The sequence below is a fragment of the Arcicella rosea genome, assembly GCF_014204325.1.
In the GTDB taxonomy this organism is placed as follows: domain Bacteria; phylum Bacteroidota; class Bacteroidia; order Cytophagales; family Spirosomataceae; genus Arcicella; species Arcicella rosea_A.
In genome coordinates this window covers 18953-39792 of the sequence record NZ_JACHKT010000009.1, presented here as the reverse complement: position 1 = coordinate 39792, position 20840 = coordinate 18953, and the positions used below count along the sequence as shown (strand labels likewise).

Annotated in this window: 19 protein-coding genes; 12 read left to right on the top strand and 7 right to left on the bottom strand. The window is 35.7% G+C overall.

From position 1 onward, the window contains the following. The first annotated feature begins 171 nt into the window (after window positions 1–171). From HNP25_RS07850 to HNP25_RS07840, 3 genes are all read left to right on the top strand, one after another. Window positions 172–441 (top strand): hypothetical protein, encoded by a 270-nt coding sequence (locus HNP25_RS07850; RefSeq protein ID WP_184132930.1) that lies wholly within the window; start codon window positions 172–174, stop codon window positions 439–441. A 1-nt stretch (window position 442) separates the two neighbouring features. Continuing rightward, a complete protein-coding gene (locus tag HNP25_RS07845) occupies window positions 443–856 on the top strand; it encodes a putative toxin-antitoxin system toxin component, PIN family (protein ID WP_184132927.1) in 414 nt (137 codons plus the stop codon). Between the two features lie 382 nt (window positions 857–1238). Beyond that, on the top strand, window positions 1239–1982 hold the full coding sequence (locus tag HNP25_RS07840; RefSeq protein ID WP_184132924.1) for a hypothetical protein: 744 nt from the start codon (window positions 1239–1241) through the stop codon (window positions 1980–1982). Window positions 1983–2414: 432 nt separating this feature from the next. On the opposite strand, the gene HNP25_RS07835 is transcribed toward HNP25_RS07840, so the two are convergent. Next, window positions 2415–3344 carry a carbohydrate kinase family protein gene (locus tag HNP25_RS07835; RefSeq protein ID WP_184132921.1) on the bottom strand — a complete coding sequence of 310 codons (930 nt, stop codon included), beginning with the start codon at window positions 3342–3344 and terminating at the stop codon, window positions 2415–2417. A 312-nt stretch (window positions 3345–3656) separates the two neighbouring features. On the opposite strand from HNP25_RS07835, the gene HNP25_RS07830 reads away from it, so the two are divergent. From HNP25_RS07830 to HNP25_RS07810, 5 genes are all read left to right on the top strand, one after another. Then, window positions 3657–4547, top strand: a complete 891-nt coding sequence (locus HNP25_RS07830; protein ID WP_184132918.1) for a pirin family protein — start codon at window positions 3657–3659, stop codon at window positions 4545–4547. After that, complete coding sequence (locus HNP25_RS07825; RefSeq protein ID WP_184132916.1) at window positions 4548–4943, top strand: OsmC family protein; 396 nt, start codon at window positions 4548–4550, stop codon at window positions 4941–4943. It abuts the gene before it with no gap. Window positions 4944–5048: 105 nt separating this feature from the next. Beyond that, window positions 5049–6332, top strand: coding sequence for a metal-dependent hydrolase family protein (locus HNP25_RS07820; protein ID WP_184132914.1), 1284 nt, complete (start codon window positions 5049–5051; stop codon window positions 6330–6332). An 81-nt stretch (window positions 6333–6413) separates the two neighbouring features. Further along, window positions 6414–7139 carry a 3-keto-disaccharide hydrolase gene (locus tag HNP25_RS07815; RefSeq protein ID WP_184132913.1) on the top strand — a complete coding sequence of 242 codons (726 nt, stop codon included), beginning with the start codon at window positions 6414–6416 and terminating at the stop codon, window positions 7137–7139. Between the two features lie 147 nt (window positions 7140–7286). After that, window positions 7287–8165, top strand: coding sequence for a YicC/YloC family endoribonuclease (locus tag HNP25_RS07810; RefSeq protein ID WP_184132911.1), 879 nt, complete (start codon window positions 7287–7289; stop codon window positions 8163–8165). A 48-nt stretch (window positions 8166–8213) separates the two neighbouring features. On the opposite strand, the gene HNP25_RS07805 is transcribed toward HNP25_RS07810, so the two are convergent. Beyond that, window positions 8214–10658, bottom strand: a complete 2445-nt coding sequence (locus HNP25_RS07805) for an endonuclease MutS2 (protein ID WP_184132909.1) — start codon at window positions 10656–10658, stop codon at window positions 8214–8216. A 130-nt stretch (window positions 10659–10788) separates the two neighbouring features. Next, window positions 10789–11127: a DUF952 domain-containing protein gene (locus HNP25_RS07800; protein ID WP_184132907.1), complete on the bottom strand. Its 339-nt coding sequence runs from the start codon at window positions 11125–11127 to the stop codon at window positions 10789–10791. Between the two features lie 50 nt (window positions 11128–11177). Between HNP25_RS07800 and HNP25_RS07795 the strand changes: the two genes are divergently transcribed. Next, window positions 11178–12278, top strand: a complete 1101-nt coding sequence (locus HNP25_RS07795) for an NAD(P)/FAD-dependent oxidoreductase (RefSeq protein WP_184132905.1) — start codon at window positions 11178–11180, stop codon at window positions 12276–12278. Between the two features lie 232 nt (window positions 12279–12510). On the opposite strand, the gene HNP25_RS07790 is transcribed toward HNP25_RS07795, so the two are convergent. After that, the gene (locus tag HNP25_RS07790) at window positions 12511–12984 is read right to left on the bottom strand and encodes an Lrp/AsnC family transcriptional regulator (RefSeq protein WP_184132902.1); all 474 of its coding nucleotides are present in this window, start codon (window positions 12982–12984) and stop codon (window positions 12511–12513) included. A gap of 228 nt (window positions 12985–13212) precedes the next feature. Here HNP25_RS07790 and ald point away from each other — a divergent pair, with 228 nt between their 5' ends. The 3 genes from ald (at window position 13213) to hmpA (ending at window position 16324) form a co-directional block, all read left to right on the top strand. Then, entirely contained in the window at window positions 13213–14325 is a 1113-nt protein-coding gene (gene ald / locus HNP25_RS07785) for an alanine dehydrogenase (protein WP_184133255.1), read from the top strand. Between the two features lie 237 nt (window positions 14326–14562). Beyond that, on the top strand, window positions 14563–15012 hold the full coding sequence (locus tag HNP25_RS07780; protein WP_184132900.1) for an RrF2 family transcriptional regulator: 450 nt from the start codon (window positions 14563–14565) through the stop codon (window positions 15010–15012). A 109-nt stretch (window positions 15013–15121) separates the two neighbouring features. Further along, a complete protein-coding gene (gene hmpA, locus HNP25_RS07775; RefSeq protein WP_184132897.1) occupies window positions 15122–16324 on the top strand; it encodes an NO-inducible flavohemoprotein in 1203 nt (400 codons plus the stop codon). Window positions 16325–16395: 71 nt separating this feature from the next. On the opposite strand, the gene HNP25_RS07770 is transcribed toward hmpA, so the two are convergent. From HNP25_RS07770 to HNP25_RS07760, 3 genes are all read right to left on the bottom strand, one after another. Continuing rightward, on the bottom strand, window positions 16396–17730 hold the full coding sequence (locus HNP25_RS07770) for a TolC family protein (protein ID WP_184132894.1): 1335 nt from the start codon (window positions 17728–17730) through the stop codon (window positions 16396–16398). A gap of 81 nt (window positions 17731–17811) precedes the next feature. Further along, a complete protein-coding gene (locus tag HNP25_RS07765) occupies window positions 17812–19395 on the bottom strand; it encodes a DHA2 family efflux MFS transporter permease subunit (protein ID WP_184132891.1) in 1584 nt (527 codons plus the stop codon). Between the two features lie 154 nt (window positions 19396–19549). Continuing rightward, window positions 19550–20587, bottom strand: coding sequence for an HlyD family secretion protein (locus HNP25_RS07760; RefSeq protein WP_184132888.1), 1038 nt, complete (start codon window positions 20585–20587; stop codon window positions 19550–19552). Window positions 20588–20840 lie beyond the last annotated feature (253 nt).

Here is a 20840-nt window from a genome sequence, read left to right as displayed (position 1 = left end):
TTTTATGGTTTTATTTGATGAATGGAATCACTAAAATAGTGATTATTCTTTAGGATATTACTTTTGTGAGGGTTTTTAATAGGAAGCCTTTGGATGATGATTTTAGTTTTGAAAACTTTTTAAAAAGTTTTCAAAACTAATCATAATTGGGAGATTGGTAATTCCAGAGATATGAAAACATTCCAAATTCGTTATATTTGTAAAAATGAATATGCAATGAGAAATTCTTTAAAAACTCCCTTGACCCAAGCTCAGTTATTGGTTTTACAAGTAGTAAAAGAACAATACAATGAGCAAGATTTAGATGAATTAAAACAATTATTGGTTGATTTTAATCATCGAAAGATGCAAAAACATTTAGACCAAACCGTTGCCGAAAAAGGACTTACTGATAAAGATTTTGAGAATATGTTGAAGGGACACAACCGTAAAGCAAGTTAATATGCTCAGAATTGTTTTAGATACCAATGTGTTAGTAGCAAGTATTTCTCAAAAATCTCCTTATCACTGGGTTTGGCAGGCTTTTGTACAAGGGAAATATGAATTATGCGTTACCAGTGATATTTTAGATGAATATGCAGAAATTATCGAACGATACTTTTCTGTGGAAGATGCTGAAAACACCTTAAATCAAATAATGATGGGCAAGAATGTTGTTCAAATTATACGTTATTATGAATGGAATGCGATTGAACAGGACCCTGATGATAATAAGTTTTTTGATTGTGCCGTAGCTGCTAATGCACATTATCTTGTTTCTGAAGATAAACATTTTAACATCTTAAAGAAAATACCTTTTCCCTCCATTACAAGAATCAAAACTTTAGAATTTAAAGAAGTACTTTCTGAAATTTAATGTCTCATTGCTCATAAAATGCAATAAAAATCACAATTCCGAAGGAATGATACATTTATAGAAAAGGTAACATAGCAACACTGATGTTCTACCCCATTCAGAGTCATATATCTTCCTCATTTTACTTTTGGCTATTCATGTTTAATCCTTTCAGGATTGGAACACAAATTATTTTTAATTTTTACAAAATATTTTTCCTTCCACTCCACCATTTTCTAAAATCAATTCATTAATTTTAAAGTATAAGCATATTACAAGTACCTATTGTATAATGCTTTAGCCTACCACTCAATACGTTCAATTACTTATTAATCGCTTTTGCCTTGGGGCGGTTAAATGCAATTTCTATAGGTTGTATTTTTTAACTTAAACAATATATATCATGAACACCTCACAAGATTCTGGTAATGCTACGAACATTGCTAATTTCAAAAACCTGATTAATTTTTGCCTTGGCTTTGGTGCTGGCTACAATCCTACAAAAGATGCCCTGAAAGTCCCCAATCTGCAAAGTCAACTCAATACCGCAAGCACTTTATTACAGCAAAGTATCACTAACGAAACGGTGTATATCCAAGCCACTGATACTCGTCGTGATTTATTTGCACAGCTCAAGCCTTTGGCTACTAAAATTCTCAACGCTTTTTCTGTTTCGGGTGTGCCAGCTAGTGCCGTGGCGGAGGTTAAAACCATTAATCGAAAGATTCAAGGGAAAAGGGCTTCGTCTAGTGAGAAGAGTGCAAGTATTGCTGTTGAAGGAGAAACACCTCAACCTAAAAGCATTTCTAGTTCGCAACAGAGTTATGAGTATATGGTCGAGCATTTTTATACGTTGATAGAATTGATTCGCTCGCATGCAGTATATAATCCTAATGAAGATGCCTTGAAAGTAAGTACTTTGCAAGCTTATTTAACGGATTTACAAAATGCCAACAGCAATGTGATGGTCGCCAATACGGCTTGGACGATTAGCCGAGCAGCTAGAAATAAGTGTTTATACTCCCCAGAAACAGGCTTGGTAGATACGGCTTTGGACGTGAAAAATTATATCAAAGCGGTTTTCGGTGCTAGTAGCATGGAGTATGGGATGGTGAAGGGTATCCTCTTTAAATATGCCAAGCTGTAAAATGAGTATTAGAGCATTCGCATTTAGAATATAGGCTTACGCATTTAGTATTAGAGCATCCGCATTTAGAATATAGGCTTACGCATTTAGTATTAGAGCATCCGCATTTAGAATATAGGCTTACGCATTTAGTGTTAGAGCATCCGCATTTAGAATATAGGCTTACGCATTTAGTATTAGAGCATCCGCATTTAGAATATAGGCTTACGCATTTAGTATTAGAGCATCCGTAATCAGTTTTTAATGGCTATTGAAAATGAAAGTATAGTCAAATCTTCTTTACTACGAAACCTCACCCCCAACCCCCTCTCCTGCAAAGAGGGGGCTTTTTTAGTTCCCAAAGCTCCCCTCTCAACAGGAGAGGGGTTGGGGGTGAGGTATTTAGTAGTTTAATCTTTTGTAGTAGATAAATTGATAACCTATTATTAATCGCTATAAAGCATACAAAATCCCCTTATCCACTTTTGCAGGCAAAGGGCCTTTGGTTACTAATTTTAAGGCTGCTAAGTTAGCACCTGCATTCGCACAGGTTTCTGGCGAAGCACCTTCTGTATAAGCCGTTAGAAATCCTGCCCAATAAGCGTCTCCTGCTCCTGTAGCATCAATTACTTCGAGGGGTTTTACGCCTAATGTGATTTGTTTTGCTCCCTTTTCAGTAGAAATGATAGAACCATCACCACCTTTGGTTAGACAAATGAGGTCTGCTCCCATCGCATGAAAATCTTGCAGGATTTGTGCTTCGGAAACTTTATGTCCATAGATTCTTTCGGCATCATCTTCACTCAGTTTCACCAAAGCATCGTGTGAACAGTAAGCTGAAATAGTTTCCCAAGCTTGTTTTCTGTCTGGCCAAATCTGAATAGCATAGTTAGCGTCTAAACTTACACGACAATTCAAAGCATTAGCACGTTTGGCGGCATCTACGATAGTACTCTGGGCTGGGTCTTGACTCAAAGCGAAACAAGTGGTATGAAAAATGGCTGATTCTGCCAATAAACTATCTGGAATATGTTGTGGTTGAAGCATACGGTCGGCGGTGCGATAAGCAATAAAATCGGGCGTGCCTTTGGTACGTGAAACCACTACAATACTGGTTGGTTGAAAATCATCTACGGCAACGTGACTAACATCAATACCTGTTTTGGCTACTTCTCTTTTTAAATAAATACCGATATTGTCGTTACCAATGCAAGAAACCAAGGCGGTATTCATGCCCAAACGAGCCATATTTGCAGCCATATTGGCGGGACTTCCTCCCTGAAAACGTTCAAAAGTGGAGGTTTCAAGAATACTTTCTTGTATTTCAGTTCCAATAAAGTCAGCCAATAGTTCGCCAACCGAAAGTAGTGCGTATTTTTTCATGTTTATAAAAATGGATTGTTCTCGGAATGTGAAAGGCTTGAAAGCAATTAGCAATCAAGTATTTCCAACAGATTGTTTTTGCAAATTAAGGATTATTCTGTAAAAAATTATAAGTGATGGTCATAAAACATTAATGATGGCATCAAGGTAAAAAACTAATTTTAGTGTTATAGCTTATCATTCAAATTAAGGTTGAACTATTTATATACTCCCATGAAAATTACCAAACAAATCAATCAAGGTATTCCAGAAAACTTGCATCTTTGATACGTCAAAATACTCGAAAAAGAAAAACCTAAAAACGAAAGAATAATGTCAAACATTAAATTAATCATCGAAGAAAGACCAAGTAATATTGGGAATTTCATGGTGGGGCGATTATTACCTTTTAGAGAAAAAAGAATGGTGGGGCCATTTTGTTTCATCGATCACATGGGGCCAGCAAAATTAAGTGATCATGAGAATTTAGACGTTGGGCCACATCCACACATCGGACTTTCTACGTTGACTTATCTTTTTGAAGGAAGTGTAATGCACAAAGACAGTCTAGGAACAGCCATAGAAATAAAGCCCAATCAAGTAAACTGGATGACTGCTGGAAATGGCATTGTTCATTCTGAAAGAACGCCAGAGTATTTGCGTCATTCTGATAAAAACTTGCATGGTTTACAAATTTGGGTGGCTTTGCCCAAAGAACTTGAAGAAATGTCTCCCAATTTTGCTCATATTACAGAGGAAGAAATTCCTACATGGGAAAACAATGGCGTTTCTTTTAAATTAATTGCTGGAGAAGCTTTTGGTAAAAAATCGGCAGTGCCTGTTTATAGTCCTTTGTATTTTTTAGAGATAAAAACGACAAAGGCTACGACAATCAATATTGGGGATGATTTATTCGGGGAAAGTGCCTTATATATTTTAGAAGGAAGTATCAGCAGCGAAGTACATCGCTATGAACCCAAACATATTTTAATAGCGAACGATAGTAAGTTATGCAGTTTTGAAATGGCTGAAAACACTACTGTGTATATTTTTGGAGGTGAGCCATTTCCAGAAGAAAGATATATTTACTGGAACTTTGTCGCCTCAACGAAAGAATTAATTGAAGATGCCAAAACCAGATGGATTGAACAAAGCTTCCCTAAAGTTCCGGGCGAAACTACCTTCGTTCCACTTCCACAAGCTCATCCTTTAAAAAATAAATAAATGGAAAAAGTACACGCACAAATCGGCAAAGAACTTTACAAAACTACTATTCAGACTACTACAAATACATTGATTACCGATGAACCTATTGAAGTAGGCGGGAAAGATTTAGGATTTAACCCGAAAGAACTGTTGGCAGCGGCACTAGCAGCCTGTACTTCTGCAACATTAAGAATGTATGCCGACAGAAAAGCTTGGGATTTAGCAGAAGTGAAAGTAGCAGTAACTTTTGAAAGAGATGCTACAGCTAATAAATCTTTCTTCAATAGAAAAATTGAATTGATTGGCAATTTAGATGAAGAACAAAAAGCGAGGTTACTCGTCATCGCTAATAGTTGCCCCGTTCATAAAATATTGACTAATCCGATAGAAATCAGCACCGAATTAACATCATAGTTCAAAAAAATTGATATTTCTAACTAAAATAGCATGGTATTCTGTGCTATTTTTCTATTTTTATAGCATCATCCAATCCAGTACCTTTATTAATAATATCAACAAATGAAAAAACAACTCCTTACACTAGCAGGACTCTGTCTGATAAGTACTGCTTCTTTGGCACAGAAAACCCTTGTCCATTGTGGAACACTTATCGACGGTATTCAAAATGAAGCACAAAGCCAAGTAACCATCGTTGTTGAAGGCAAAAAGATTATTGCTGTACAAAAAGGCTTTACTGCTCCGACTGGAACAGATAAAGTTATCAATCTGAAAAACCAAACTGTAATGCCGGGTCTTACGGATATGCACGTACATTTGGAAGAAGAAACCAGCAAAGGTGGAGCGATAAAACGCTATCAGCAAAATGATGCAGACATTGCTTTCGATGCAGCAAAATATGCTAAAACAACCTTGATGGCAGGCTTTACTACAGTAAGAGATTTGGGAGGTTCAGGCGTAAATCTTGCCTTGAGAAATGCCATCAATAGAGGTACTACGATTGGACCTAGAGTTTATACTGTGGGTAGAATCATTGCTACTACAGGCGGACATGGCGACCCTTCAAATGCTTTAGCAGATAAATTATCGCTAGAACCAAGATATTTAACAGGAGTAGTAAATGGCGTAGATGAATGTCGCCAAGCAGTGCGTCAACGTTATAAAGAAGGTTCTGACTGTATTAAAATTACGGCTACTGGTGGCGTATTAAGTTTGGCAAAAAGCGGAAAAGCACCACAATTTACCGAAGAAGAAATCAGAGCAATTGTTGAAACCGCAAAAGATTATGGATTTCATGTGGCAGCCCATGCACACGGAGCAGAAGGAATGAAAAGAGCCGTGAAAGCAGGTGTAACAACCATCGAACACGGTACTTATATGGACGACGAAGTAATTGAATTGATGAAAAAGAACGGTACTTATTATGTTCCAACCATTATCGCAGGTAAAACTGTTGGCGATTCTGCTAAAATCCCTGGTTACTTTCATCCATTAGTAGCTCCGAAAGCATTAGAAATTGGACCATTAATTCAGGCTACTTTTGCTAAAGCGTACAAAGCAGGTGTTAAAATTGCTTTTGGTACAGATTCTGGTGTTTCTATTCATGGTTATAATGCTTATGAATTTCAATACATGGTAGAAGCTGGAATGCCAGCGATGGAAGCAATCAAAGCAGCAACGATGACTCCAGCTATTATTTTGGGTACTCAAAAAGAAACAGGTTCTATTGAAACTGGCAAAATTGCAGACATTATTGCTACGGATGGGAACCCATTACAAGACATTAAAGTAATGAGAAAAGTATCGTTTGTGATGAAAGATGGTGTTGTTTATAAAAGCCTATAAGCATAAACAAAGATTGAATAATTGACTAAAATGTTTAATTTAGACGCCAATTAAACAATACTATTATTTCAATTAATGAACATGAAAAATCTATTTGTTATCATTACTTTGGTGTGTGCTTCATTATCAGCAACTGCTCAGAAGCCTAACACCTTGACAGCCAAAGAAAAAAAGCAAGGCTGGAAACTCCTTTTTGATGGTAAAACATTGAATGGTTGGAGAAATTTCAATAAAAAAGACCTTGGGCCAGCTTGGAAAATCTCTGATGATGCCATTATGCTAGACAACAGCCAAATGGATGGTTGGAATACTAAAGGTGGTGGAGAATTGACTACCGATGGAATTTACGAAAACTTTATTTTAGCTTGCGACTGGAAAATTTCTGAAGGTGGTAACTCTGGAATTATCTTCAATGCACAAGAAGACGATGCTACAAAACATCCATATTCTTGGTTTACGGGTCCAGAATTTCAAGTATTAGATAACGATGGTCATGCAGATGGTAAAATCGACAAGCATAGAGCTGGTAATTTATACGATTTAATCAAGTACGAACCAGAAAACGTAAAACCAGTTGGCGAGTGGAATAAAGTAATGATTGAACAAAAAAGCGGTCATGTAAAATTATTCGTAAATGGCAGAATGGTCATTGAATATAAAATTGGTAGCGAAGAGTATAAAAAATTAGTAGCTGCAAGTAAATTCAAAGGCATGGAAAACTGGGGTACTTTCACAAAAGGACACATCGTTTTCCAAGATCACGGAAACAAAGTTTGGTTTAGAAATATCAAAATCAAAGAATTATAGTCTTAGGTTTAGATAGCTAAAAAGCAAAAAAACTGTAAGTACATCAAAGCATGTCACTTACAGTTTTTTACTTTAAAACACTTATATTTTCTGTATATTGCACCCCAATTCATACAAAGACATCCACGTTTTCTAAATTATTTTATAATGTTAAAATCAATGACAGGTTTTGGCAAATCGGTGATAGAAGCAAAATCTTTAACCGTTACTGCTGAAGTAAAAACGCTAAACTCTAAGTTTACAGACATTTATTGCAGAATACCCAAGAGTCTGTCTTTCAGAGAAATAGAAATCAGAAATTTACTTACTCAATCCTTAGAACGTGGTAAAATTGAATTTAACCTTTCAATTAATTACACTGACGTAGCCAGCTCTGGAACAAGTATTAATCGTCCATTAGTTGATGCTTACATGAAAGATTTGCAAGAATCTGCCAACGTTTATGGCTTAGCAGACATTACAGAATTATTCAAAATAGCGCTGACCTTACCAAATGCTTACAATACTGAAACTGTTTCAGAAGAACAAGCAGAAGAAGAATGGAAAACGATTTTATCAGCTGTGAATCAAGCCATTGCAGAATGTACAAAATTCCGTTTGCGTGAAGGAGAAATCGTAAAAAATAAATTTATCGAATACATTGATAAAATTGGCGAGCTCCTGAAAGAAGTAGAAGAGCAAGACAAATTACGAATTCCAACCGTTCGTGAACGCCTAAGAAAATCAGTTACAGATTTGTTGGAAGCAGATGATTTTGATAAAAATCGTTTTGAGCAAGAATTAATTTATTATATTGAGAAGTACGATATTTCTGAGGAGAAAGTACGTTTAGGAACGCATTTGGTTTATTTCAAAGAAGTACTAAAAGAAGGAAATGGTAAAAAACTAAACTTCCTTTGCCAAGAAATTGGACGTGAAATCAATACAATTGGTTCAAAAGCAAATGATGTTGTGATTCAAAGAATGGTCATCAATATGAAAGATGAACTTGAAAAAATCAAAGAACAGACTTCTAATGTTTTATAGGTAAATGTAGATTTGACAAATTCAAATTTGTCAAATCTACATTATTAATTATCTCATACTCACCAAAGTAACCCCTGCTCCTCCTCTATCGGCGTGTTCGTCTTGTGTAGTGGCTACTTGTTTATAACCTCTGAGATGCTGACGAATGAGATTCCTCAAAATTCCATCACCTTTTCCGTGTACAATCCTGAGTTCATCATAACCAACCATGATGGCATCATTCATAAATTTATCTACTTCAACCAATGCTTCTTCGCCACGTTTTCCTCGTAAATCAAGATTGAATGAAAAATTCATCATTTTATCATTCATATCAACGCCCACAATTTTAGTACTTGATGAAATTTTCTGTTTGTATTCTTTGCGAGAAATTTTTTCTAAACGATTGATTTTTACTGTCGTTTTCAAATCGCCAATGGCAATTTCAGCATCTTTCCCACGTAAACTCAATACTTCTCCTAAAGCTTCCTGACCTTTGATTCTGACCAAAGAACCCACCGAAATTTCACCTAAAATTACTTCAATTTCTTCACGCTCTTCTTTTTCTTTCTCCTCTTTTGGCGTTGGTTTTTTGGTATTTTGATTTACTTTTTCAAGCACTAAGCTTTCTTGAAAATCCACCAAATCTTGTCGGATTTCTTTGGTTGCCAATTTCTCCGCTCCTTGCTCACGAATTTCCTTAATCGTTGCTTCGATTTTCTGATTCGTATTTTTGATTAATTCTTTCGCTTGGATTTTGGCAGTATTTAAAATCGTTTTCTTTTCTGTATCTAAATACGATTTCAGCGAATTGTATTGCTCTAACAATTGGTCAAGTTTGCGTTGTTTTTGGGCATTTTCAACGTTTTTATCGGCAAATACTTTCTTTTCAATTTCTAATTCTTTGATGAGCTTTTCAAAACTTACTTGCTGATTACCAATTTTTTGCTTCGATTTATCAATAATCGCTTTGGGTAAACCAATTTTATAGGCAATTTCTATCGCAAAAGAACTTCCCGGCTTTCCGATTTCCAATTCATACAAAGGCTCAAGGTGTTCGGCATCATAACGCATCGCTCCGTTGACCAATCCTTTTGTTTTATCGGCAAAAGTTTTGAGGTTTGTATAGTGCGTATTGATTGCACCATAAGCCCCCGAACGGTTCAAATCTTCCAGAATACTTTCAGCAATTGCTCCACCTAAAGTTGGTTCTGTACCTGTTCCAAATTCATCAATCAAAAACAAAGTTTTTCTATCAGAATTAATCAAAAAGTACTTCATGTTCGTTAGGTGTGATGAATAAGTACTTAAATCGTTTTCCAAACTTTGCTCATCGCCAATGTCAATAAACACACTTCTGAAAATTCCAATCGTAGAATACTCCGACATTGGCACTAACAAACCGCATTGATACATATATTGCACCAAGCCCAAAGTCTTTAATGTTACCGACTTCCCTCCTGCATTTGGCCCAGAAATCAATAAAATTCTTTGTTCTGAATCCAATTTTATCGTCAGTGGCTGTACTTTTTTTCCTTGTTTTTTGAAAGAAAGAAAGAGTAAAGGATGAACCGCATTTTTCCAATCTACGATTTGGCTGTTCAAGCTCAAAGGCGCTACTCCATTGATTTCAATTGCCAAGCGAGCTTTGGCTCTGATAAAATCTATGATGCCCAGAAAAGTATAAGCTTTTCTTAAAACGGGAACGTGTGGACGAACTCTTGTCGTGAGTTCCATCAAAATTCTGATGATTTCCCGTCTTTCCGCTGATTCTAATTCACGTATTTCGTTGTTGGCTTCCAGTACTTCGGTAGGTTCCATGAATACTGTTTTTCCAGTATCAGATTCATCATGAACGAAACCTTTAATTTTACGCTTGTGTTCAGCAGCGATGGGAATCACCATTCTTCCGCCACGTAAAGTCAAAGAAAAATCATCTGAAATCCAGCCATTTGAACGAGCATTTTTCAGAATACTTTCTAATTTTTTACGTAAATCAATTTCTTGACTTTGAATTCTACGACGAATACTTTGTAATTCGGGACTGGCATTGTCTTTCAATTTACCACGGTCGTCGATTACTTTATCTAAAGAATCCAAGATTTGACGAAGATTCAAATCAGCCGAAAAAGCCGTTCCAACTAATTCTCTCAATTGCGGGTAAGCTTCTGGTTCTTTATTATCGAAAAAACGCAAACATTCTTGAATGGTTCTTAGCGAAAGTTTAAGGTCGAAAAACTCTTCTTCCGTCAAGAAAGCACCTTCAATTGCCGCTTTTGAAAGTTGAAGATTTACGTCAAGATAATTCTGTGAAGGAAAAGCTTGAGGCTCAAAAGCCAAAATATCTTTCATTTCGGCTACTTGCCGAATCATTTTTTGAATTAAATCGTAATTATCTGCAAATCGGATTTTGTTGACAAAGGCTCTTCCTAGCGAACTCACACACAATTCGTTCAGGTGTTCTCTGATGCGGTCGAATCCTAATTTTTGTTCTATATTTTGTGGGTATAACATGCTTTTAAAATAATTTCTTTCAATAAAACCACTAAACATTGCACAAAGTTCTGAGGTTTAATTACTAAAGAAACCCCGTGAAGTAAAAATTACTTACGGGGTTTCCAAAATATTATACCTAAATTTTGAGCTATTCAGCAGGAAAAGTAAAAGTTCCGTCTGAATTTGGGTACAAATCTTCAACTTTTGTAATGGCACTTTTGTTGAGTTTACCGTATAAATGCGGAAAAGTTCCGCCATGGGGAACGTCTTCAAAACGAGTTTCTGCCGTCAAAGCGTCAATGTCAAGATGCAATAACAACAAATGAGCTTTGCCTACAAAATAATTGTTGAGCGTACCCTGTACTTGCCCAAAAGTAGAAAGATGAATAAATTTTTCTACGGCAAAGGTTTCAGATTCATAATATTCTAAATCTGAAAATTCAGCCCACCACGCTGGACTTACGATGTGATAAAGTCTTGGTTTCATAAGTTAAATTTACTACATTGTTCTGAGCTAATTGGAAAAAATCTAAAATTATGTACGACATCATCATTGTTGGCGGCGGTTTAGCTGGACTCGTCAATAGTATTTTACTTTCAAAAGCAGGCAAAAAAGTATTATTGATTGAAAGGAAAAGCTATCCTTTCCACCGAGTATGTGGCGAATACATTTCCAACGAAACCCGACCGTTTTTAGCGTCATTGGGCGTTGATTTTAGTCTGCTAAATTATAAAGAAATTTCCCGTTTTCAATTTACTTCACCTTCGGGCAAAGTATTGGAAACCCAACTTGACTTAGGGGGTTTTGGCATTAGTCGCTATACTTTTGATGAAATTTTGTATCAATTAGCTCTAAAAGCTGGCGTGGAATTTTTATTAGAAAAGAGCGTTGAAAATGTTGAATTTCACGATAATCATTTTACAGTAAGTACCAGTACTGACAGTTTTGAAGCTCGCTATGTAATTGGTTCTTATGGAAAAAGAACGAAATTGGATGCTACTTTAAAACGAGGTTTTTTCGGCAAAAGAAGTCCTTATATTGGCATAAAGTATCATATCAAAACCGATTTTCCGAAAGATTTAATTGCCCTTCATAATTTCAAAGATGGCTATTGTGGGATTTCAGCCATTGAGGAAGACAAGTATTGTCTTTGTTACTTGACAACCCGTGAAAACCTCCGCCAACACGGTGCAATTACTGAAATGGAGAAAAATATTCTCTGGAAAAACCCTCATCTCAAAAAAATATTTACAGAATCTGAATTTCTTTACGACAAGCCAGAAGTAATTAATGAAATTTCATTCGCTCCAAAAACGACTATCGAAAATCATATTTTAATGGTTGGCGATGCTGCGGGTTTGATTACGCCTTTATGTGGCAACGGCATGGCAATGGCAATTCACGGAGCAAAAATTTTATCAGAAAATCTTTTGAAGTACTTTGATAACCGAAAGCTATTAGAAGAAAACTATCAAAAAGCTTGGCAAAAAACCTTTGCTCAAAGGCTTTGGGTTGGCAGAACGGTTCAGCAATTATTCGGAAACGAAGTACTTTCTGAAATTGCTTTATTGAGTTTAAAAAATTTCAAGCCAGCTTTGGGAATGATTATTCGGGCGACGCATGGGGAGGTGATTTGAAGATTTGGTGATTTGAAGATTTGAAAATGATTAAAAAAAATTGAAAATTTGGTGATTTGAAGATTTGAAAATGATTAAAACAATTTGAAAGTTTGATGATTTGAAAATGATTAAGACAATTTGATAACTTGAAGGTAATGTTTAATGAAAATAGATTTAATGAATTTTAGAGTAACAATTCCTTTATTTTCAAATCTTCAAATTTCCAAATTTTCAAATCGAACGAGCATCTTCAAATTTTCAAATTACCAATCGGCAACACTGTCGTATTCTTCACTTCCGACATCACGAAGGAACTGCTGATGTGGGCTACGCTTTGTAAGGCAGATAATTTTTTCTGATAAAATTCATTATATGCCTCCATATTTTTAGCAATGATTTTTACCAAATAATCATAACTTCCAGAAACTACACTGCACTCTATCACCTCTGGAAATTGCTTGATTGCCTCCTCGAATTCTTCAAAATGGTTTTTCTGTTGCTTGTCCAATGTAATACTGCAATAAACAACAAGCGGATTTCCCAGCTTTTTTTTGTTCAAAATAGTCACATACTTCTCGATAATTTCCTCTTGTTCTAACCTTTTGATGCGGTCGTGGGTGGGCGTCATCGACAAATTAATCTGTTTTGAGATTTCTTTTATCGTCAATTGGGCATTCTCCTGTAACAATTGAAGAATGCGTAAATCTGTTGCGTCTAAAGTCATAAAGAAAAATTTACTTTACAGAAAGGTAATATTTGCTTAATACAGAATTTTTTTCGTGAAAAACCCTAAATCTAACCACTAATTCCTTATTTATTCAACAAATATAAAACTATTTCCTGTATTATTAACTTTGTACATACTTCATTTACAAACATCTCTGCAATTCTGTTATTGGGCATGATTGGTTTAGCCAATAACAGAAAAGCAGAAATTAACCCCCACAATCCCATGATTATCGGTGTACCAAAAGAAATTAAGAACAATGAGAACCGTGTTGCATTAACTCCTGCGGGCGTTGCAGAATTCAAAAAGAACGGTCATACAGTTTATATTCAAACACAAGCAGGTTTAGGAAGCGGTTTTTCGGATGAAGAGTATGTAAAAGCTGGTGCAAGTATTTTACCAACTATCGAAGAAGTATATGCCATTGCTGAAATGATTTGCAAGGTAAAAGAGCCGATTGCTTCTGAATATAATTTAATCAAAGAAAATCAGTTACTTTTTACTTACTTCCACTTTGCTTCTTCTGAGCCATTAACACATGCCATGATTGAACGCAAAGCGATTTGTTTGGCTTACGAAACTGTTGAGAAAACAGACCGTTCTTTACCATTATTAATTCCGATGTCGGAAGTAGCAGGTAGAATGGCGATTCAAGAAGGAGCGAAATACTTAGAGAAACCAATGGGTGGAAGAGGTATTTTATTAGGCGGAGTAGCAGGCGTAAAACCAGCCAATGTATTGGTTTTAGGTGGCGGAATTGTAGGAACACAAGCAGCAAAAATGGCAGCGGGTTTAGGTGCAAACGTAACGATTATGGACATTAGCTTGCCACGTTTACGTTATTTGGAAGATGTGATGCCTGTCAATGTTGACACCGTGATGTCGAACGAGTACAATGTTCGTGAAGCGATTAAAGTTTCTGATTTAATTATTGGAGCAGTATTGATTCCGGGAGCAAAAGCACCACATTTGATTACTCGTGAAATGTTGAAAGAAATGCGTGAAGGAACAGTTTTAGTTGACGTTGCTGTTGACCAAGGCGGTTGTATCGAAACTTGTCAGCCGACAACACACGAAAATCCTACTTTTGTCATTGATGGCGTTGTGCATTATTGCGTAGCCAATATGCCAGGTGCGGTGCCTTATACTTCTACTTTGGCTTTGACAAACGCTACTTTACCTTATGCACTTCAATTAGCTAATAAAGGTTGGAAAAAAGCTTGTACAGATAATGAAGAATTGAAAAAAGGCTTGAATGTAGTAACTGGAAAAATTGTTTATAAAGGTGTTTCTGATGCTTGGGGCTTAACGCTTTCGAGTATTGAAAGTGTATTGTAATTTTAGTTTTGAGTCTTGATCTATCATATTTTTGATTTCGGAAATAGTCTTAAAGCATTTTTTATATTAAATTTACCCATAAATAAAATCCCTTTAGCCTCAATAAACTAAAGGGATTTGTGTTTTAAAACCCTTTCACTCAAATCAAAATTAGGAAAAAATATAAATATTAAAAACAATAAAAGATATTTTTGTCTTTTATTGTTTCGTTACTATATTTGCAGAAATATTTTTATTATGTTTTCAAAAACTTGTGAGTACGCCATTAAAGCGAGCATTTATATCGCCTCTCAATCTCTTGAAAATAAAAGAGTTGGGATAAAAGAAATTGCTCATGAAATCGCTTCGCCAGAGGCTTTTACAGCTAAAATTTTACAAGTACTTTCAAAAAACCATTTGTTAGATTCTATCAAAGGCCCTAACGGTGGTTTTGAAATTCAACCTGAGAAAATGCGTACAACAAAGCTTTCAGCTATCGTGAAAGCTGTTGATGGCGATAATATTTTTATCAGTTGTGGACTCGGACTTAAAAATTGCTCGGCTAAAAACCCCTGTCCTCTTCATAATCAATTCGCTAAAATCAGAAATGATATTACGAAATTGTTGGAAAGTACAAGCTTAGAAGAACTAGCCACTGGACTTACTTCTGGACTTACTTTTTTAACCTCAACACAAAATCAAGCTTAATATTTCATGAATCTAAAACCTTAATTTAATATCTCATTTTCATACAAAAGATATAAAGGTCTTTTATTCTTCATTTAATATAATTTTAAAAAATTAACTCAAATCCATCATGGCAAGTCAAAAAACAATTGAAATCGTAAAATCAACAGCACCAGTATTAGCTATTCACGGAGAAAACATTACCAAAGTGTTTTATCAGCTTTTACTTCAAAACCATCCAGAACTAAAAAATGTCTTTAATATGACGCATCAGTCACATGGTACACAGTCGAGAGCCTTAGCCAATGCCGTTTATGCTTACGCTGCAAACATTGATAATTTAGCTGTTTTAAGTACAGCGGTAGAACAAATCACCCAAAAACATAGTAGCTTGAGTATTACGCCAGCGATGTATCAGCTTGTTGGAGCAAACTTATTGGCAGCTATTAAAGAAGTATTGCAAGACGCCGCAACACCAGAAATTATGGATGCATGGGCAGAAGCTTATGGAGATTTAGCCTCACTTTTTATCACAAAAGAAGAACAATTATACCAGAATGCCGAAGCTAAAAAAGGTGGTTTTAGAGGACAAAAAGACTTTGTAATCACTAAAAAAGAAGCTGAAAGTAGCATCATTACTTCGTTTTACTTCAAACCTGTTGATGGTTCGGAAATACCAAGTTTTAAAGGCGGACAGTACGTAGCAGTAAGTGTGCAAATGCCAGAGGTTGAACATTTGCATACTAGAAATTATAGTTTGTCGGGTTGCCCAACGCAAAATACTTTGAGAATTTCGGTAAAAAGAGAAAATGGAAATCCTGATGGAGTAGTTTCAAACTATCTTCATGACCATTTAGTGGTTGGCGATACCGTGAAATTAGGTATTCCTGCTGGTGAATTTGTATTGGCAAAAACTGAAAAGCCAATCGTATTAATTGCGGGCGGAGTAGGTATTACGCCATTAATGAGTATGTATATGGAACTTTTCCATTTTGCTGAAAACGAAGTACTTTTTGTACAATGTGCGAAAAATTCGTCTGTACACGCTTTCAAAGCAAAAAGTCAGCAATTAGCTAGTAAAAAAACTACGCTAAAAACTATCAGCTTGTACGATGAGCCTTTGAGTACTGATGTTGCTGATGGAATTGAACAATTTTCGGGCTTTTTGACGATTGATATTTTGAAAGAAAAATTATCAACTTTATATGCTGAATATTACTTCTGTGGACCTGTTGGTTTTATGAAAAGTGTCAAAAAAATATTGGAAGCAGCGAATATTCCTGCATCTCAATTACATTATGAATTCTTTGGCCCAAGTGAAGCTTTGGCTTAAATAAAGTAAAAAGTAGATTTTTCTTCATTGAATTTGAGACTGACTAAACAAGATAGTCAGTCTCAAATTATTTACCAAAATTTGATTCCCGTCAAACGATTAAGTTCTAATTGAGCAATCGACATTTGATACTGATATTGTAGTTGAGTAAGTTGAGTTTCTCTTAAAGCAGTCTGTGAAGCTTCAATTTCCACATTGGTAATTACGCCATTTTTAAAACGTGCATTGGCTAATTTCAAGGCGTATTGTGCTTGAAAAACATTGCGTTCAGATAACTCTAATTTACTTTTTGCAGTGTTATAATCGTTTTGAGCTGCATCTAAATCACGCTTTAAGTTCTGATTTGTTACTTCGGCAGAATATTTCAACATTTCACGATTCAGTCTTGCAATTTCAGTTTGATGAGCCGTTCTATTCCCTGAATACACAGGAATTGTCAATTTTACACCTACTGTACTTCCGAATTTAAAATCATCAGAAATTGGAGGAATTTCTCCGTTAATTCTTGGTAAATAACCATTTCGTAAACCTAAAGAAGCATTCGCTGCGATATAAGGTGCAGAACCCATTTTAGCGATTTTTACTTCACGTTCAGCAATTAAATCTCTGTCTTTCAACGTTTTTAAATCAAAATTACTGTTTTGAGCTTGATTGAAAGCTTCTTCTGTACTAAGTGCCACTAGCCCCAAATTGAAATCTGCATTGTTTGGAATTACTCCGTGGGCATCTTTCCCGATGAGTGAAGAAAGATAAATGTACTGACGTTCTAATTGACTTTGTAAATCTGTTAAACGGGTTTCAGCATTTTTATATCTTACCTGAATCGTTACTTGGTCATAATCCAAAGCATCTCCTTGTTTCAATCTGTCACCAATAATTTTACCATTATCTTCTACCAATTTCAGTTGCTCTTTTTGTACTTCAATCGCTTTTTGCGTGTAAATAATTCCGTAGTACAAATTGGCTACTTGGTAAGCATAAATATTCTTCAAGCCTTCAACGCCCGTTTTAGAAAGCTCAGTCTCTAATTTAGATTTTTCGATATTGATATTTTGTTTACCCCAATCGTACAATACATAATTTGCACCGATGTTGGCATTGTAATTCATATTCGGTTGAAATTGTAAACTGGTTGTGCCAAAATTAGCTTTTGCAACTGGGTCGATTCTGGTTACTCCTATTTCAGATTGAATTTGAGGTTTCAATGCCGATTCTTGTACTTTGGTACGATAATCACCAATGTTAACCATTTGCTGCTGTTCCTTGATTTTGGGAGCGTATTCGATGGCTGAACGTACCAATTGCTTGAGCGTCTCATCGGTTTTTTCTTGTGCTTTTACTGCTTGCCCAACCAATATTTCGGCAAAAAGTAAAAACGAAGCGATATAATTATTGTTGATTTTCATTGTTTGAAAAATTAATCAAGTCCATGATAGAAAAATTAAAAAAAATACTCCTCACTCCGCAATCCAAACTCCTCACTCCAATTAATGGCTTTCCGCAGCGGCTTTTGCCATAGCAGCAGCTTCTTCAGGTGATACTTTCTTGGTTCTTAGTAAAAACACAAAAGGAAGTAAACAAATAAAGAAGATGGAAATCAATCTAAAAGTATCTAAATATGCCAAAAAGTACGCTTGACGAGCTACCGCAGCTTCTAATTGTTTATAAGCCATTGTTGCCGCATTGAAGGTATCGCCTGTCGAGGCTATCATATTTTTAGTGGCATTCGCTACTCTTTCATTAAAAAGTGGATTATCGGTACTCATATTCGCCATTAAATCTGAACGATGTTGCGCTGCACGATTCGTTGCGAAGTTGTTTGCCAAAGCAATACCAAAAGCACCACCTAATTGACGAATCATATTCGAAAGTGCAATTCCCGCTGGATATTCTTTCGGCTTTAACCCTGCTACAGCTTGATTGATGAGTGGTAATTGTAATAATGAAATACCGATGGTTCTACAAATTTGCATCGGGAAAAAATCCCATTTGCCCATATCTGGCGTTGCTGTTCCACTGTAAAAACCAAAGAAAATGAAAAAGCAAATTCCTGCAATCATAAAAGGAATCGGCGAAGCACCTGCTCCCATTCTTTTACCAATTATCGGGAAAAGAATGACGGCTGCCATCGTTGGAGCGACTAATGAAACCCCAGCTTCGAGTGGCGTAAAACCGTTTACTCTTTGTACCAAAACGGGATACACAAAAGCAGAAGTAAACAAACCTAAACCAGAGACTAAATTAAACATCGTAGAAAAAGCAAAAATTCGATGTTTAAAAATGCTTAAATTCACTACTGGATGTTCGGTGTGAAGTTCATGCCAAATAAAACCGATGATACCAATTGCTGCCATCAAACTAACGGTAACAATCATTCTTGATTCAAACCAGTCTTCCGATTCCCCTTTTTCTAATACAAATTGCAATGCACCGATACCGATAATAAGGAGTAAAATTCCGATATAATCAATTTTAATTTCCTGTTTCCGTTCGCCTTCCCCTTCTTTTCTATCAATGTAAATCAATGTTAAAACCGTAGCAAGTGCACAAATCGGAATATTTACATAAAAAATTTGTGACCAATTATACGTTTCAAGAATATAACCACCTAAAGCTGGGCCTAACGTTGGGCCTAATACGATTCCCATCCCAAAAAGTCCAGAGGCAATTCCTCTATCTTTTGGGTCGAAGGCATCAAATAAAATTGCTTGCGAAGTTGAAAGTAAGGCTCCTCCACCAATTCCTTGGATAAAACGCCAGAAAACTAATTCCCATAATCCGTCTGAAGCACCACAGAAATAGGAAGCTACTCCAAAAAGTACCATTGAAGTAAGATAATAGGTTTTTCTACCGAAGTACTCTCCTAAAAATCCCGTCATGGGAATGATGATTACGTTGGCAATGGCATAAGAAGTAATCACCCAAGCAACATCTTCAATCGTTGAGCCCAAAGAACCCGCCATTTGATTGAGTGCCACGTTCACGATGGTGGTATCGAGCAATTCCATGATTGCTGCCGTAACCGTCGTGATAACGATTATATATTTTGCAAATCCTGTTTTAGCAGCCATGTCTCTTTTTTTAGTTGTGAGTCTGTTAGTTGTGAGTTAGTTAGTTGTGAGTTAGTGAATGAGTGATTTAGTGATTGACTTTGAATGACTTATTATTAAATTCACTAACTCACAATTCACTAACTCACTCAATCACAATTCACTCCATCACTCATTATTTTACATCAACACTTACTTCTAATGAAAGACCAGCTCTAAGAATATCTTTATTTTGTGCTAAATCAAGGATTTCAATTTTAACAGGGACACGTTGTGTTACTTTCACGAAGTTGCCAGAAGCGTTGTCAGGAGGTAATAAAGATGTTTTTGCTCCAGTAGATTCTGAAATTGAAATGATTCTTCCTTTTAAAATTCTGTTCGGATAAGCATCTAATTTTAATTCTGCTTCACCACCTATTTTCAAACGGCTTACTTGTGTTTCTTTGAAGTTCGCTACTACCCAGTAAGTAGAATCTTGAACGATAGTCATCAAAGGTTGTCCAGCTTGAATAAATTGCCCAGCTTCAACACTTTTCTTCCCGATTCTTCCAGAACTTGGTGCATGTACTTTTGAATAAGTAAGTTTCAATTTCTGCTGTTCAATTTTCACTCTTTTTATTGCCAAAGTAGCTTCTGATTTATGCAAAGCTGCTTGTAAAATTGGCATTCTTGATTTTGTTGCTGAAATATCAGCTAAACCTGCATCATATTGTGCTGATAATACTTCATAAGCTGATTTACTATCATCGCCTTGTTTACGAGTAATGGCATTTTCAGAAACCAAAGCTGCATCACGATCTGCATCTTTTCTAGCTTTTTCTTTGCGTAAATAATTTGCTTTCAGATTCGCTTCGTTTGATTTAATCGTCATCGACAAATTTGAAATATTTGCTTTCGCATTTTCAACGTCTGTCTGTGCTTGTAATAAATCTGCTTCCATTTCGTCTAAAGCCAATTTTGCTTCGTCTGAATCAATCTCTAAGATTAATTCACCTTTTTTCACTACATCATAATCTTTTACATTGACAGCCTTTACATAACCTGCCATTCTTGGCAATACTGGCACAAAATAAGTTTCTACTTGTGCGTTGTCTGTATCTTCATGTGCTTGTGCATATTGATATTTGGTATAACCTAAATATAAACCTACCGCTAAAACACAAAATAGTATTATTCTAGGAAGATAGGTTTTGATGGGATTCTTAGTTTCCATGCTTTTGATATTTTTTTAAGGTAATAATGATTAATTAAGTCGTTGAATAATTTGATTCTATTCAGTAAAATACTCATTAAATCGAGTAGTGCAATCTTTTGATGGCACAAAGGTAAACTAAGTTTACTAAATTAGTCAAGCATATTGACAATTATTTTTTTTATGTTATCTTTGTATAAAATTTAGTAGTTTTAATTTTCTCAAATACATACAAACAGTAATAAAGACATATAAAAAAACCAACAACACATTA

Bases quoted from the DNA above. Each gene is read 5' to 3' on its own strand.
- HNP25_RS07810 (WP_184132911.1), top strand. From the start codon at position 7,287: ATGTTAAAATCAATGACAGGTTTTGGCAAATCGGTGATAGAAGCAAAA.
- hmpA (WP_184132897.1), top strand. From the start codon at position 15,122: ATGGCAAGTCAAAAAACAATTGAAATCGTAAAATCAACAGCACCAGTA.
- HNP25_RS07790 (WP_184132902.1), bottom strand. From the start codon at position 12,984: ATGACTTTAGACGCAACAGATTTACGCATTCTTCAATTGTTACAGGAG.
- HNP25_RS07780 (WP_184132900.1), top strand. From the start codon at position 14,563: ATGTTTTCAAAAACTTGTGAGTACGCCATTAAAGCGAGCATTTATATC.
- HNP25_RS07825 (WP_184132916.1), top strand. From the start codon at position 4,548: ATGGAAAAAGTACACGCACAAATCGGCAAAGAACTTTACAAAACTACT.
- HNP25_RS07770 (WP_184132894.1), bottom strand. From the start codon at position 17,730: ATGAAAATCAACAATAATTATATCGCTTCGTTTTTACTTTTTGCCGAA.
- ald (WP_184133255.1), top strand. From the start codon at position 13,213: ATGATTATCGGTGTACCAAAAGAAATTAAGAACAATGAGAACCGTGTT.
- HNP25_RS07800 (WP_184132907.1), bottom strand. From the start codon at position 11,127: ATGAAACCAAGACTTTATCACATCGTAAGTCCAGCGTGGTGGGCTGAA.
- HNP25_RS07830 (WP_184132918.1), top strand. From the start codon at position 3,657: ATGTCAAACATTAAATTAATCATCGAAGAAAGACCAAGTAATATTGGG.
- HNP25_RS07815 (WP_184132913.1), top strand. From the start codon at position 6,414: ATGAAAAATCTATTTGTTATCATTACTTTGGTGTGTGCTTCATTATCA.
- HNP25_RS07765 (WP_184132891.1), bottom strand. From the start codon at position 19,395: ATGGCTGCTAAAACAGGATTTGCAAAATATATAATCGTTATCACGACG.
- HNP25_RS07760 (WP_184132888.1), bottom strand. From the start codon at position 20,587: ATGGAAACTAAGAATCCCATCAAAACCTATCTTCCTAGAATAATACTA.
- HNP25_RS07845 (WP_184132927.1), top strand. From the start codon at position 443: ATGCTCAGAATTGTTTTAGATACCAATGTGTTAGTAGCAAGTATTTCT.
- HNP25_RS07820 (WP_184132914.1), top strand. From the start codon at position 5,049: ATGAAAAAACAACTCCTTACACTAGCAGGACTCTGTCTGATAAGTACT.
- HNP25_RS07805 (WP_184132909.1), bottom strand. From the start codon at position 10,658: ATGTTATACCCACAAAATATAGAACAAAAATTAGGATTCGACCGCATC.
- HNP25_RS07835 (WP_184132921.1), bottom strand. From the start codon at position 3,344: ATGAAAAAATACGCACTACTTTCGGTTGGCGAACTATTGGCTGACTTT.
- HNP25_RS07850 (WP_184132930.1), top strand. From the start codon at position 172: ATGAAAACATTCCAAATTCGTTATATTTGTAAAAATGAATATGCAATG.
- HNP25_RS07840 (WP_184132924.1), top strand. From the start codon at position 1,239: ATGAACACCTCACAAGATTCTGGTAATGCTACGAACATTGCTAATTTC.
- HNP25_RS07795 (WP_184132905.1), top strand. From the start codon at position 11,178: ATGTACGACATCATCATTGTTGGCGGCGGTTTAGCTGGACTCGTCAAT.